The 13,234-nt window shown below is 68.5% G+C and carries 14 protein-coding genes and 3 tRNA genes; 5 read left to right on the top strand and 12 right to left on the bottom strand.

Annotated elements, in window-relative coordinates:
* From HOP12_13945 to HOP12_13960, 4 genes are all read right to left on the bottom strand, one after another.
* On the bottom strand, positions 1–684 hold a 684-nt coding region (locus HOP12_13945; GenBank protein ID NOT35244.1), incomplete at its 3' end, for a hypothetical protein.
* Positions 685–716: 32 nt separating this feature from the next.
* Positions 717–793 (bottom strand) — tRNA-Arg (locus tag HOP12_13950).
* A gap of 25 nt (positions 794–818) precedes the next feature.
* Positions 819–910, bottom strand: a tRNA-Ser gene (locus HOP12_13955).
* A 13-nt stretch (positions 911–923) separates the two neighbouring features.
* A tRNA-Ser gene (locus HOP12_13960) sits at positions 924–1,011 on the bottom strand.
* 238 nt (positions 1,012–1,249) lie between these two features.
* On the opposite strand from HOP12_13960, the gene HOP12_13965 reads away from it, so the two are divergent.
* Positions 1,250–1,693 carry a hypothetical protein gene (locus HOP12_13965; GenBank protein NOT35245.1) on the top strand — a complete coding sequence of 148 codons (444 nt, stop codon included), beginning with the start codon at positions 1,250–1,252 and terminating at the stop codon, positions 1,691–1,693.
* Between the two features lie 65 nt (positions 1,694–1,758).
* Here the strand turns inward: HOP12_13965 and HOP12_13970 are convergent, their stop codons facing one another.
* The 3 genes from HOP12_13970 to HOP12_13980 are packed head-to-tail and all read right to left on the bottom strand — an operon-like array spanning position 1,759 to position 4,504.
* Complete coding sequence (locus HOP12_13970) at positions 1,759–2,601, bottom strand: ABC transporter permease (protein ID NOT35246.1); 843 nt, start codon at positions 2,599–2,601, stop codon at positions 1,759–1,761.
* Positions 2,598–3,467, bottom strand: a complete 870-nt coding sequence (locus HOP12_13975) for an ABC transporter permease (protein ID NOT35247.1) — start codon at positions 3,465–3,467, stop codon at positions 2,598–2,600. Before HOP12_13975 ends, HOP12_13970 begins: the two co-directional genes overlap by 4 nt.
* Positions 3,464–4,504, bottom strand: coding sequence for an ABC transporter ATP-binding protein (locus HOP12_13980; protein ID NOT35248.1), 1,041 nt, complete (start codon positions 4,502–4,504; stop codon positions 3,464–3,466). Before HOP12_13980 ends, HOP12_13975 begins: the two co-directional genes overlap by 4 nt.
* Positions 4,505–4,668: 164 nt before the next feature.
* Between HOP12_13980 and HOP12_13985 the strand changes: the two genes are divergently transcribed.
* Positions 4,669–5,031: a hypothetical protein gene (locus HOP12_13985; GenBank protein ID NOT35249.1), complete on the top strand. Its 363-nt coding sequence runs from the start codon at positions 4,669–4,671 to the stop codon at positions 5,029–5,031.
* Positions 5,032–5,095: 64 nt separating this feature from the next.
* On the opposite strand, the gene HOP12_13990 is transcribed toward HOP12_13985, so the two are convergent.
* From HOP12_13990 to HOP12_14010, 5 genes are all read right to left on the bottom strand, one after another.
* Entirely contained in the window at positions 5,096–6,037 is a 942-nt protein-coding gene (locus HOP12_13990) for a class I SAM-dependent methyltransferase (GenBank protein ID NOT35250.1), read from the bottom strand.
* Between the two features lie 31 nt (positions 6,038–6,068).
* Positions 6,069–7,130: a tRNA 2-thiouridine(34) synthase MnmA gene (gene mnmA, locus HOP12_13995; GenBank protein NOT35251.1), complete on the bottom strand. Its 1,062-nt coding sequence runs from the start codon at positions 7,128–7,130 to the stop codon at positions 6,069–6,071.
* Positions 7,131–7,198: 68 nt separating this feature from the next.
* Positions 7,199–8,350: a cysteine desulfurase gene (locus tag HOP12_14000; protein NOT35252.1), complete on the bottom strand. Its 1,152-nt coding sequence runs from the start codon at positions 8,348–8,350 to the stop codon at positions 7,199–7,201.
* A gap of 85 nt (positions 8,351–8,435) precedes the next feature.
* On the bottom strand, positions 8,436–9,104 hold the full coding sequence (locus HOP12_14005; GenBank protein NOT35253.1) for a tetratricopeptide repeat protein: 669 nt from the start codon (positions 9,102–9,104) through the stop codon (positions 8,436–8,438).
* 81 nt (positions 9,105–9,185) lie between these two features.
* Positions 9,186–10,310: an aminotransferase class I/II-fold pyridoxal phosphate-dependent enzyme gene (locus HOP12_14010; GenBank protein NOT35254.1), complete on the bottom strand. Its 1,125-nt coding sequence runs from the start codon at positions 10,308–10,310 to the stop codon at positions 9,186–9,188.
* A gap of 151 nt (positions 10,311–10,461) precedes the next feature.
* Between HOP12_14010 and HOP12_14015 the strand changes: the two genes are divergently transcribed.
* The 3 genes from HOP12_14015 (at position 10,462) to HOP12_14025 (ending at position 13,074) form a co-directional block, all read left to right on the top strand.
* Positions 10,462–11,535 carry a glycosyltransferase family 9 protein gene (locus tag HOP12_14015; protein ID NOT35255.1) on the top strand — a complete coding sequence of 358 codons (1,074 nt, stop codon included), beginning with the start codon at positions 10,462–10,464 and terminating at the stop codon, positions 11,533–11,535.
* The gene (locus tag HOP12_14020) at positions 11,532–12,332 is read left to right on the top strand and encodes an SAM-dependent chlorinase/fluorinase (protein NOT35256.1); all 801 of its coding nucleotides are present in this window, start codon (positions 11,532–11,534) and stop codon (positions 12,330–12,332) included. Before HOP12_14015 ends, HOP12_14020 begins: the two co-directional genes overlap by 4 nt.
* Positions 12,333–12,567: 235 nt before the next feature.
* On the top strand, positions 12,568–13,074 hold the full coding sequence (locus HOP12_14025) for a hypothetical protein (GenBank protein NOT35257.1): 507 nt from the start codon (positions 12,568–12,570) through the stop codon (positions 13,072–13,074).
* The last annotated feature ends 160 nt before the right edge of the window (positions 13,075–13,234 follow it).

The raw sequence follows: 13,234 nt of genomic DNA on the forward strand, positions 1-13,234 counted from the left end.
GGCCCAACGCTCGAACAGCTTGGCGAGCACCTCGTCGAAGGTCGGCGCTCCGCTGTTGCCGGTCATCGGCTGATTGCTCAACCCCGAGCCCTTGACGCTCACCACTCCCTGCCCGGCGTCTTTGTAGGTGCCTTCAAGCGTCTCGCTGCCCGACGCGGTCCACAGCAGTCGCCCGCTCGAGTCGACCAGCGCCGCCTTGATCTGCACGGAGGTCGAGGGCTTGCCGGTCTGGTTCCACTCGAGCTCGTGACGCTCGAAGAGATCGATGCGGTAGGTGAGCAGCGCGTTCACGCGCATCGCGGCGCACAGCCGCCCGGCCGCAAGCGAATCGACGTGCAGGTTCTTGAGGATCACGGCGCGCTGAGCGCGCCACAGCGAATCGGCGGTCGCGGAGCCCTTGAGCAGCGCCAGCGCCGAAGTCGGGCTGCGCCACCGGTAGCCGAGCGGGCGCAGCGACTGGGCCGCCGCATTCTCGACCAGGTGCTCGCTCTGCAGGTTGTTGTCGAACGAGAGCGCCGGCATCAGAGCGATGGTGCGGACGCCCAGCTGCTCGATGCCGGGCGCGGTCCAGATCAGGTCGACCTTCTTACCCTTCTGGGCCACCGCGGCGGCGGCGGCGCACACGCACAACGCTGCGATCAGCAGTCCGATTCGTGCCGGGTTGCGAGTCGGGTTCGGATGCATCGCGCGGGTCTCGCCTGCGTTCGGTGACGGAGTGGCGCGCCCTGGAGGATTTGAACCCCCAACCTTCTGATCCGTAGTCAGATGCTCTATCCAATTGAGCTAAGGGCGCGCACCACTGCGACTTCTTACAAAGATGGCGGAGAGGAGAGGATTCGAACCTCCGGACCGGTTTAACCCGGTCAACCGCTTAGCAGGCGGCTGCCTTCAGCCACTCGGCCACCTCTCCGCACTTTCACGTCTGGCGGAGGGAGTAGGATTCGAACCCACGGAGCCTTACGGCTCAACGGTTTTCAAGACCGCCGCCTTAAACCACTCGGCCATCCCTCCGAAGGCTGGCCTCTCGAGTGGACCACCGCCGAGGCTTGCAGGGCGGGGAAGCTACCATCGGGGCCCAAATTCCCGCAAGGCCAGCAGCGACGATGCTTCATTCCACGGCAGAATGCCGTTCGACCGCGGCGCTCGACGCCCCTTCACCTCGCTGCGGATCTCGCTATACTGCGCGCCTCGATGACCGAACCCCGCTCCCTCGCGCGGGCGAGGCCTCACGCGAACCACGGAGGATTCGATGAAGTCACGGATGTGGAGCCTGCTCGCTGCCACGCTGCTCGTTGCCGCACTCACGGGTTGCGCGAAGAAGCCGCAGCCGGCTGAAGAGACGACGACCGAAGCGCCGCCACCGGCTCCGTTCTCGGTGACGAGCGTCAGCCTCGGCAAAGCGATCCGGCCCGACATGTCGGTGGATTCCGCGGTGGTCGAGTTCGGTGCCCGCGACACCATCTATGCCTCGGTCGCGAGCGACGGTTCGTCGAGCGGCGTGACGCTCACGGCCAAGTGGACATTCGAAGACGGCAGCGTCGTCAACGAGTCCTCGCAGACCATCGCGCCGACGGGACCCGCCGTCACCGTGTTCCACGTCGCCATGCCGAAGCCGTGGCCCAAGGGCAAGTACCACGTCGACGTGTGGGCGGACTCGACCTCGGCCGGTGGAGTCGACTACGCGGTCAAGTAGCGTCCCGCTCGATTCGCTCGCAGCAAACGCGCACGGCCGCCTCGCAAGGGGCGGCCGTCTTGCGTTCAGAACATCGTGGTCTGATCGAGCCGTCCGAGCTTGCGTGCCCTGGTCTCGAGTGCCCGGTAGCCGACCAGCGCCACCACCGAGAACACTGCAGTCGAGAGCGCGAGCCAACCAAGCATCGCGAGGTCGCTGACGTCGGCGAGCCGAGCGCTCGAGCCGTGGCCGAGCAGGAAGCGCCGCAGCGCCTCGTACCAGAGCGTGAACGGGATCACGAGCGTGAGTTCCTGGATCCCGCGCGGCAACAGGTCGATCGGGAAGATCACGCCGCACGCCAGGTACAGCGCAATCGCGACACCTTCATTGAGCGTGACCGCGATGCGAGGCAGCAGCAGCCCCACCCCCGCGACCAGGAAACCCGCCGACAGACACGCGACCAGTCCGATCGCGAAAGTGAGCGTGAAAGGGATCCACGCGACCGCTCCCCACTCCCACCTCACACCGACGCAGAACCAGCCGACCAGCAGAGTCACGAGCAAGCTCACGGTGCCGAGCGACAGCTTCACCAGCCCGCGGCCCGCGAGGTAGTTGATCATGCCGATCGGCGAAGTGTAGACGTACTTCAGTGTCTCGTAGTCTTCGCGCTCTTCGACGATCACCCAGCCCATGCCGATCATGACCTGCGTGACGTAGTTGTGGAACGCGTTCGCCACGAAGAAGCCGGCGAACATCTGCGCGCGCGCCGCCTGCCCCGACACGGCCCAGTACATGCCGGCCAGGATCAACGCGGTCGCGACCGGGCGCGCGACGGTGTAGACAACGAACAGGAAAGGATCGGCCCAGTTGGACTCGATCTGCCATCCGAGCCACGCGGCACTGCGCAGCTTGCCGACCCGCGCGCTCACTGCCACCTCTGGGTGAGGCGGCCTTCGTTTTTGGAGATGCGCTCGAGCTGCGCGAGCGAGAATCGGGCGAGGATCAGGAACCCCACCGACAGCACCGCGAGGATCACGATCTCGGTGTCGAGCGGCAGCAGACCGCGCGCCGCCTCGCCCAGCAGCACCTGACGCAGCGCATCCACGCCGAATCCGAGCGGTACCACGCAGGCGGCCACCAGCCCGAAGCCGCCGAGAGTGCGCAGCGGAAAGTAGAGCCCGCTCATGAAGTAGACCGGCTCGGCGAGCGCATTGGCCAGATGCCACGCCTCGCGTCCGAACAGCAGGAACAGCGACGACAGCGTCATGCCCAGCGCATAGAGGGCGACCATGCTGAGCACGAACACGAAGGCGAGCATCCACGGGTCGAATGCCGGCACGCGAGCGCCCAGAATGCCGAAGCCCACGATGAGTCCGACCACGGTGCGGATCGTGGTGGTGAGCACCCCACCGACCGCCATTCCGGTCAGGATCGCCATGCGCGACACCGGCGCCACGAAGTAGAGCTGCAGCTGGCCCTGCTGCTTCTCCCAGTAGAGCTGCGTGCCCATGCCCCAGAGCACGTTCAGCCAGTAGGCTGAGAGAATTCCGCCCAGCACCGCCAGCGTTTCGTAGGCGGCCGGCGCGCCGAGCGCTCGATAGAGCAGCACGAACGCGGCCATGCCGAACGCCGGGAACAGCGAGTCGCCAATGATCCAGGTCGGCTCGCGGAACGAGCCGACCATGCGCACGTAAAGTCGCGCGCGTGCCGCGCGGTAGAACGCGACCGCCGGGTGAACGTGCGGACGCGCGAATGGATCGGCACCCGCGGCATGCGAGTCGGACGGTGCCTTCACGTGCTCTCTCCGGTGTCCTCGAGGCCGCGGCCGACGATCGCGATGAACACGTCCTCGAGCGAGGTCTCGCGCGTGGCCACGCCCTCGACACCGAGACCCTGCGCTTCGAGCACCCGCAACACCTCGCCGAGCGAGCGCTCGGGCGGCAGGCGGAACTTGAGCGAGCGGGTGCCGCGGTCGGGGTGCGGCGCTCCCCACACTGCGTTGAGATCGGGGATCGGCATGACGTCGGAGGCGATCGCGCCGGCGGCGCGCAGCTCCAGCTCGACGTGCTGCCCGCCCTGCACCTGACGCCTCAGCGCCGGGGTGCTGTCGCACGCCAGCACCTTGCCGCGATCCACGATCGCGATGCGATCGCACAACTGCTCGGCCTCGGCCATGTAGTGCGTGGTCAGCAGCACCGTGCGACCCGGCCGTTCGCGCACCCAGGTCGCGACGTATTCGCGCAGGATGCGCGCCGCGTTCACGTCCATTCCGAGTGTCGGCTCGTCGAGGAACAGGATTTCGGGGTCGCTCATGAAGCCGCGCGCGAAGTTCATGCGCTGGCGCTGGCCGGTCGAGAGCCGGTTGATGCGGGAGCTCGACTGATCCTCGAGCTGAACGATCTTGATCAGCTCATCCGCACGCCGCCACGACTCGGCGGACGGCACACCGTAGAACTGGCCGAACATCCACAGGCACTCGCGCACCGTGAGGATGCCGTAGCCGCTCGACTCGCCGCCCGACACCAGGGCGATGCGCCGCCGCACCTCGTGCGACTGCGCCACCACATCGTGACCGGCCACCCGCGCCTCGCCGGTGGTCGGGAACAGCAGCGTGCTCAAGATCTTGATGAGCGTGGTCTTGCCGGCGCCGTTCGGGCCCAGCAGACCGAACACCTCGCCGCGCTCGATGCGGATCGAGACCCCGTCGAGCGCGCGCACTTCGGCCCCGCCGCGCGAGGTCTTGAAGATGCGGCGCAAATCGCGGGTTTCGACGGCCGGCGCGTCGGACGACGCGTGTGCGTCGGCTGGAGCATGCAGAGTGGTGGCGGGCATGGGCCCGCGCAGGCTAGGAACCTGACGGCGTTCGTGTCAATCAGCTTGCGCCGGCCGGCCGAGCAGCCGGACTGGAAAGAGGCGAGCGTTCGCGAGTACCTCGTGAAACACGCTGGCTCGCTCGACCCGATCAGATCGGCCACTTCCGCGAACTCGCGAAGAACATGCCGAAGGGGTCCGCCCACCAGAAGCGCGTCGACGAGTTGGTCGAGCGCATGGAACGCGAGCCCGGACAAGTCATCGCGACCGACGTGTCGGGCGGCGGAGACGACTCAAAGTACAAGCCGTCCATCGTGTACCCCGAGATGAAGCACTTCGCGATGCTCATGGACCACGGAACCGAGAGCGCAGCCGAGGCGTTCGTGATGTCGGCATGGCCGTACGATCGGGTCACGCTGTTCGGCGAGAACTCAGGCGGAACCATCGACTACCAGAGCGTCGCGATGGTGCCGCTCGCGTGCACGCGGCAGGGACTCTACCTGGGGTATCCGACGCTCGGCAGCTCCGAGTTTCTACCCCGCGGCTGATTTGACCGCGAAGGCATCCCTCCCGACGTGCGGATCCCGGCCACCGAGAGGGATCCGTTTCGGTTCATCGTGGAGTACTTCGCTCGGAAGTCGCGCGAGTCGCCACCACCACTGCCCGATCGCCGCGCGCGTTGAACAGGTTCGTGAGCGGCACATTCACCGCATCGAGCGCCGTCATCGCGGCCACATGCAGCGCCGACTTGTTACCGCGCAGTCGCCCCGGAGGAATCTTGCTCTGCCGCATCTCGACGACTTCGAGGCCGCTCGCCTCGAGCATTCGTGCCAGCGGGCGCGGCCGAAACTCCCACAGGTGATAGGGCGGCCCATGCTCCACGAGCACGCGCCCGCATGCCCCATAGATGGCGAGCCCGATCGTCCGCGCAAGTGAGTGCGTCGTGATCGGCCCGCGCAGGTACAGATGCCCACCGGGCGTCAGCACGCGGCGGACCTCGACGAGTGTCGCGCGGCAGTCCGGCACGTGTTCGAGTACGTCGCCCATGTAGACGAGATCGAACGCGGCATCCGGCAAATGCGCCGAGTGAAGATCGCCGTGCGAGACCTCGAGTCCGAGCGATCGCGCGTGCGCCACGCCCTCGGCCGACAGCTCCACACCCTGCGCCTTCCACCCGCGCTCTCGTGCGTGCTTCAGCAGCCAACCGTACGCGGAGCCCACTTCGAGCAGGCGGCCGGGTGGCCGCAGGCGCGCGAATTCTTCGAGCAGTCCGTCATCCTCGGCGCGAAACGCGGTCTCGTCGGTCGCCGGCAGCTCGGCGCGCCCGCAGCGGTACTCACCTTCGAAGTAGCGCGCATCGTACAGCTCACCGAGTGCTTCCGGCGCGGGCTGCACCGCCAGAAATCGCATGCCGCACGCGCGGCACTCGACCAACGGGAATCGCGCACCGCGATGCTCGTAGCGAAACGCGAGCGGTACCAGGTCGCGCCCGCCGCACGCGCGACACTGATCGATCGCAACCGTGGCGATCGACGCGGCGGCTGCGGGCGTCACGATCGCAGCAGGCCGCCGCAGCGCCGCACGCTCACGCGACCGCGGCTGCGATCGCCGCCCCGCCCAGCACGCGATCGCCTTCGTAGAGCACGCACGTCTGCCCCGGCGCGATCGCAGTCTGCGGAGTGTCGAAGCGCACTTCCACACCACCGCCTTCGCAGGCGTGAATCGTCGCCGCGGCGGCCACGTGGCGCGACCGAACCTTCGCGTCCACCCGCGTGCCGTCCGGCGGCGCGGCCGGCAGCATCCAGTTCATCGCGTCGGTGCGGAGCGCACCGCGCTCGAGTGCCGCGCGTGGACCGACCGTGACGGTGTTCGATGGCGCATCGATCTGCAGCACGTAGAGCCGCTCGCCGCCGGCGATCCCGAGGCCGCGCCTCTGGCCGACGGTGTAGTGGAAGATGCCACGGTGTTCGCCGACCGCCTCACCGTTCGCCGAAACGAATGCGCCAGGCGCGGTCCCACGCGTCTCGCCGAGCTTCGAGGTCGCGAAGCCCGCGTAGTCGCCGTCCGGCACGAAGCACAGGTCCTGGCTCTCGGGCTTGTCCCACACTCGCAACTCCAGGCGCTCGGCATGCGCTCGCACCTGGTGCTTGGCGAGCGCTCCGAGCGGGAAGCGAGCACGCGAGAGCGAAGCGTAGGGCACCATCGCGAGTGCGTAGCTCTGATCCTTGTCAGGATCGACCGCGCGCAGCAGCGCCCACGATCCGTCGGCGGCCCGCTCGATACGCGCGTAGTGCCCGGTGACGAGCCACTCGGCTCCGACCAGCTCGAGCCGCGCGATCAGGTCGCCGAACTTCAAGTGCTGGTTGCACAGCGAACACGGGTGCGGGGTGCGGCCGTTCGCGTATGCATCGAGGAACGGCTGCAGCACGCGGGTGCGGAACACCTCCTCGGCCTCGACCACGAAGTGCGAGAAGCCCATGCGCTGTGCGACCGCGCGCGCGTCGCCGATCGCGTCGAGGGTGCAGCAGGCGCGCGGGCTCAGAGGCGCCGAGCCGTAGCACCACAGCTTCATGGTGACGCCCGTCACCTCGTGGCCCTGCTCGGCGAGCAGTGCGGCCGCGACCGCCGAGTCGACGCCGCCGCTCATCGCCGCGAGCACGCGCGGCTTTGAACCGGCGCTCGTCGTGCCCTCCGGGTGCCGATCGGCAGCGGCACTCACGCCGGACTCCCTGCGGTCACCGCGCGGACCCGCGGAACCACTTCCGCAAGTGCCGCGAGTGCCGCGTCGATGTCGCCTTCGGTCGTCGGGTGGCCGAACGAAACGCGCAGCGCGCACACCGCGAGCTCGCGCGGAACGCCCATCGCGGTCAGCACCGGCGACGGCTCGACCGCTCCCGACGCGCACGCCGCTCCGGCGGACACCGCCACACCGTGCGCGTCGAGCGCCATGAGCAGATTGTCGCTTCGCGCACCCGGGACCGAGAAGTTCACGGTGTTCGGAAGCCGCGGCGCCGACTCGCCGTGGACCACCGCGTCCGGCACCCGCTCGCGCAGGCCGGTCTCGAACCGGCGCCTCAGCTCGCGCCACCGCGTCGACTGCTCCGCCAGCTCGCGCGTGGCGAGCGCGCTGGCGAAGCCGAGCGCTCGAATGCCCGGCACGTTCTCGGTGCCGGCGCGGCGTCCGCGCTCCTGAGCGCTGCCGCGAAACAACGGGGCGAGCGGTGCGTCGCGGCGCGTGATGAGCGCGCCGGCACCCTTCATGCCGCCGAATTTGTGCGCCGAGAGCGCCAGATAGTCCACGTCGAGCGCCGAGAGGTCGACCGGGATCTTGCCGACCGCCTGAACCGCGTCGCAGTGCACTCGCATGCCGCGCGCATGAGCGCGAGCGGTGGCGTCGGCGACCGGCTGAATCACGCCGGTCTCGTTGTTCGCGAGCATCAGCGCGACCAGTGTGGTGTCAGCCGGCAGCGCGTCGATGCGCGCGGGATCCACGATCCCCGAGCGGTCGCACGGCAGGTGCTCGACCGTGAAGCCCAGCTCGACCAGCCACTCGGCCGCACCGTGCACGGCGTGATGCTCGACCGTCGAAATCGCCACGCGCCGCCCGCGCTCGCGCAGCGCCCACGCCCCGCCCACCAGTGCCAGGTGATCCGCCTCGGTCCCGCCGCTCGTGAACGCGACGTCCTCGGGGCGCGCGTGAACCAGCGCGGCGACTTCGCGACGCGCGTGCTCGACCACCGCACGCACCGCCTGACCGTCGCCGTGCAGGCTCGACGGATTGGCGCCGGTCGAAGCCAGCAGCGCTGCGAGAGCCTGCGTGACTTCGGGCCGCACCGGGGTCGAAGCGTTGTGATCGAGATAGGTCATCGAGGATCGCTCGGGGAAACGGGTTCGCCACCAACGAAACGGCCGCGGAGCCCCTCGGGGGACTCCGCGGCCCGAGGGGACGGCGCTACTCTCCGATGAATTTCGAGAGGATGTCGATGCTCTCGCGAGCACTCACGGCTTCGGGCGAGCCCGGCGACAGTTTGATCACCGTCTGCCACATGCGCACCGCGTCGCGATAGAGCCCGGCGTCGGCGAATGCGACGCCGAGTGTGAAGTAGGCGCAATAGGCGCCGGGACTCGCCGAGATCACCTCGCGCAGCTGATCGATCGACTCCTGATACTTGCCCTGCGCGTACATGGAGCTCGCGAGCCGGCACATCGCGATCGAGTCGTTCGGCGACACCGCGAGTGCCTGCTTGTAGAAGTTCTGCGCTCCGTCCGCGCGGCCGAGCGCGTCGTAGGCGGCGCCGATGTTGACCAGCACCTTCACGTTCTTGGGCTTGACCTTGTTCGCGCGCATCAGCACGCGCACCGCTTCGGCCGAACGATCGCGATCCATGTAGAGCACGCCGAGCTTGTAGAGCGTCTCGAACTTGCTCGAATCACGCGCCACCGCGATCTCGAGCAGCGACAGGCTGTCGACGTCGGCCGCGCCGGTCTTGGCGGGCGTCGCTTGCGCGGCCGTGGTGGTCGGAACATTCGAGGCAGGCGCACCATGCGCGGGCGCCAGCGGAAGCGCGGCGCACAGCGCGACCAGCGCGACGATCGGGGTCCATGCGGACAGACGCTTCACGAGCAGGTCTCCTTCTGGGCAGTCATGGGGGGCCGGAAAGCGGCGCGGATAGTAGCACGCGCCGCCCTCGAGCGGCGTGGCCTAGCGGACCGCCGCCGGCACCTTTGCAAGGGCCTGAACCAGATCGGCCCACAGATCCACGGCGTCCTCGACCCCGATCGACAGACGGATGACGCCTTCAGGAATTCCGGCCCGGGCGCGGCCCTCGGCCCCGAGCTGAATGTGAGAGGTGTGCGCGGGCAGACTGGCGAGCGAATCGACGCCCCCGAGGCTCGGCGCGTGGCGGATGAGCCGCAGGTGATTGACGACCGCTTCGGCCGCCGCCGCACCTCCGATGACGTCGATCGACACCACGTGGCCGAACCCGAGCGGCATTTGTCGGGCCGCGATCGCGTGACCCGGGTGACCGGCCAGGCCCGGGTAATAGACCTGGCGGATCCCTGCGAGTGTCGAGAGCTGCGCTGCGAGTTGCGCCGCATTCGCGTTCATGGCGGTGAGCCGCAGCGCCAGCGTCTTCAAGCTGCGCTCGATCTGCCACGCGAGTGCCGGGTCGGGCATCGGGCCGAACACCTTGCGAACCTTCCAGACCCGCTCGACCGCCTGACGCGCGCCGGCGACGAAGCCTGCCAGCAGATCGCTGTGGCCACCGATCGACTTGGTGGCGCTGTGCATGACCAGATCCGCGCCGTGTGCCAGCGGGTGCTGGCCGATCGGCGAAGCGTAAGTGTTGTCGCAGGTGAACAGCGCACCTTTCGAGTGTGCGAGCCTGGCACCGCGATCGAGATCGACCACGCACAGCATGGGGTTGGTCGGCGACTCGACATGGAACAGCCGGGTGTTCGCTCGGAACGCCGCCTCGAAGCGATCCGGCTCGCGCCCGTCGACGAGCGTGTACTGCCACCCGAAGTGTTCGCTCCCCCACTGGAGCAGATCGTGAGTGCCGCCGTAGCACTGATCGAGCGCCACCACGTGGTCCCCGTGCTTCAAGTACGCGAGGAACGCGGAGCTGATCGCGGCCATGCCGGACGGAAACAGCAACGCCGCCTCGGCGCCCTCCAGATCCGCGAGGCGCCGCTCGACCACATGAACGGTCGGGTGCCCGACGCGCTGGTAGTAAGCACTGGCCGCACCGCGCTGCTGCTCGTCGTTCATCGCGTCGAGGCTCTCGAAGCCGAACGTCGAGGAGTGAACGATCGGGGTGCTCATGGGCCCGGTGTGATCGGGATCCGGACCGTGGACCGCGCGAGTGCCCAGACCTGGGCGCGTGGCGTGAGAATCGTTGGGGTCGCTCACCATGTGCTCCTCGGTTGGCACGGTTCGGGGCTGCCCGGCTAGAGTCGCGCGCAATCCTACCACCATGACCAACGACTCAGGGGTTGATCCGCGCGCGGTCCGCCGCGTCTTGATGGTGCGTCCCCGCTTCCTGGGCGACGTGTGCCTGACGCTCCCGACGCTCGACGCGATTCGCGCCGCGTGTCCCCAGGCGCGCGTGGCATACGTGGTCGAGCGCGAGAGCGCCGCGCTGCTCGATGGCGACCCGCGTGTCGACGAACGGATCGTGGTGCCGCGCAGTCCCTCGCTCGGCGCGACGCTCTCGCTGGTCTCTCAACTGAGACGCTTCGCCCCTCAGGTCGCGTTCGATTTCTTCTGCAATCCGCGCACCGCGCTGTGGGTGCGGCTCTCGGGGGCTCGGGTGCGAGTAGGTTACCCGGGCAAGAACTGGCGCTCGGCGCTCTACACGCATCACGTGAGGCCCCGCACGCTGTCGGCGGTCGGCTTCCACCTCGCCTCGGTGGCACAGCTCGGCTGGCCGGTGCCGGATGAAACCGATGCGCGCGGGCGCACACCGCGGCTGCATGTGAGCGAGGGCGCGCGCGCCCAGGCGCGTGCGGCGCTGCGGGTGCTGAACATTCCCGATGCCGCGCGCCTGATCGGCTTCCATCCCGGCGCGCGCTGGCCGACGCGGCGCTGGGACCCCGCGAGCTTCGTGGCGCTCGGACGCAGCGCGCTCGACGCACACGCGGATGCCGTGGCGCTCGTGAGCGCGGGCCCCGGCGAGGGCGAATCGGCGCGCGCGATCGTGGAGGCACTCCCGCACGGGCGCGCGTTCGCGATCGAGGGCTGGCCGCTCGCTCGATTCGTGGCGATGCAAAGCCTGTGCGCCGCATTCGTGTGCGGCGACACGGGGCCGGTTCACACCGCAGTCGCCGCGGGTGCCCCGACGCTCGGACTCATCTCGCGCAATCGTCCCGCGATGTTCTTTCCGTATCCCGAGTCGCTCGGGCACCATGCCTACTACGCGCGCGTCGAGTGCAGCCCGTGCGATCGCGATCTGTGCGACGATCTGCGCTGCCTCAAGCGCCTCACGCCCGACGGGGCGTGGACCATCCTGTCCGCCATGCTGCGTCGCAGCGAAGGAGAAACACGATGAACCGACCGCTGGTGACGTTCACGTCGGACTTCGGGCTCGACGACTGGTTCGTCGGCGTGGTGCGAGGAGTGCTGCACTCGGGCTGCCCCGAGGCGCACGTGGTCGACATCACGCACTCGATCCCGCCGGGCGACATCGAGCGGGCGGTGTTCGTCGTCAATGCCGCGGCGCGCGACTTTCCACCCGGCACCGTGCATCTGGTGGTGGTCGATCCCGGCGTCGGCACCGCGCGACGCGGGCTCGTGGTGCGTGCCCACAACCAGATCTTCGTCGGGCCCGACAATGGGGTGCTCGAGAGCGCTCTTGGCGCCTCCGACCCCGAAGTCCACTCGATCACGAATGAGTCGCTGTTCCGGCCGTCGGTCAGCGCCACGTTTCACGGGCGCGATGTCTTCGCGCCGATCGCCGCGGCACTCGCCGGCGGTGCGCCGCTGGCGGAGATGGGACCCAGGATCGTCGACCCGTTACGTTTCCCCGAGCCGAAGCCGGAGCGACGCGCCGGTGAATTGGTGGGCCGCATCATGTTCGTCGACAGGTTTGGAAACCTGCTCACGAACCTGAAGCCCGCCGACATCCAGAACGCCTACCCGGATACCGCGAAGGGCTCGTTCGAGATCGTGGCCGGCGGACTCGCGATCCGGGGCCTGCAGCGCACCTACGGCGACGCGCCGTTCGGCTCGCTCGTGGCAGTGTTGGGCTCGAGCGGGCGGCTCGAGATCGCGCAAGTCGGCGGCTCCGCCTCGCATCGACTCGGTCTCACCGTGCGCGACGAGGTGCACGTGAAGTTGGTGGGGTAGCGCGGCGATTTCGCTTGACACGATTTCGCCGTCGATCGCGAGTCGCACGAGGCCCGACCGCGCATTCGCACGCTGAGCGGCGCAGCTCGCGCGACCTCGCAGCAAATCTTCCCAGGAGAGCAAAGTTCTCGCGCTGCCTGGTTCCGTGCGCCGTGCTGGCTCGCTGCTGCGTCGCGAAGGCCCGTGATATGAACAGCGCTCGCCCCCGCGACATTCTCTGCCGCGGAGTCCCGCCATGCCGTCCTACTCGCTGTCGCATCTCGCCGATCGCGTTCTGCTTCGCGACCTCGCCTCGCTCGTCTCGCAGGATCGAAACACCACGGCTTCGCTGCTCGCCCATCTCGCAGAAGTAGAAGCGCGGGGCCTCTACCGACCGGCGGCGTACCCTTCGATGTTCGCGTACTGCGTGGGTGAGCTGCATCTGTCCGAGTTCGCGGCGCTGCGGCGCATCCGCGCGGCCCGTACCGCTCGAGACTACCCGGTCCTGTTCGAGGCGATCGCCGATGGGCGGTTGAACCTCACGGCAGTGCTCTTGCTCACGCCCCACCTGACCCCGGACACGGTGGATGAGCTCGTCCGAGTCGCGAAGCACCGGACCAAGCCCGAGCTCGAGCAGTTATCGCACAGCGTTTCCCGCAGTCGGACGTGCCGACTCGCCTGCAGGCGATCGACTCGCCGGGACTCGATCACTCGCCAGTCGAAATCGGCCAACTCGTTCCGGAACGAGTTGAACTGGCGCTAGCGCCAGTTGAATTCCTTGGGAATTCCGCAGATCAGGGGTTGCGGGCGCTAGTTGGGCTGCCTGGCGATGGCTCGTTCCCAGTGGTGCCAGCGCAAGTGGAGCCGACTGGCGATGGCGCGTGCCAACTAGCTCCAGCGCCAGTTGGCACGCGCCATCGCCA

This window comes from Candidatus Eisenbacteria bacterium, assembly GCA_013140805.1.
Classification (GTDB): Bacteria; Eisenbacteria; RBG-16-71-46; order RBG-16-71-46; family RBG-16-71-46; genus JABFRW01.

Excerpts from the sequence above, each read along its gene's own strand:
- HOP12_14010 (NOT35254.1), bottom strand. The coding sequence starts at position 10,310 with ATGAGCACCCCGATCGTTCACTCCTCGACGTTCGGCTTCGAGAGCCTC.
- HOP12_14015 (NOT35255.1), top strand. The coding sequence starts at position 10,462 with ATGACCAACGACTCAGGGGTTGATCCGCGCGCGGTCCGCCGCGTCTTG.
- HOP12_14000 (NOT35252.1), bottom strand. The coding sequence starts at position 8,350 with ATGACCTATCTCGATCACAACGCTTCGACCCCGGTGCGGCCCGAAGTC.
- HOP12_13985 (NOT35249.1), top strand. The coding sequence starts at position 4,669 with ATGCCGAAGGGGTCCGCCCACCAGAAGCGCGTCGACGAGTTGGTCGAG.
- HOP12_14025 (NOT35257.1), top strand. The coding sequence starts at position 12,568 with ATGCCGTCCTACTCGCTGTCGCATCTCGCCGATCGCGTTCTGCTTCGC.
- mnmA (NOT35251.1), bottom strand. The coding sequence starts at position 7,130 with ATGAGCGGCGGCGTCGACTCGGCGGTCGCGGCCGCACTGCTCGCCGAG.
- HOP12_13980 (NOT35248.1), bottom strand. The coding sequence starts at position 4,504 with ATGCCCGCCACCACTCTGCATGCTCCAGCCGACGCACACGCGTCGTCC.
- HOP12_14020 (NOT35256.1), top strand. The coding sequence starts at position 11,532 with ATGAACCGACCGCTGGTGACGTTCACGTCGGACTTCGGGCTCGACGAC.
- HOP12_13965 (NOT35245.1), top strand. The coding sequence starts at position 1,250 with ATGAAGTCACGGATGTGGAGCCTGCTCGCTGCCACGCTGCTCGTTGCC.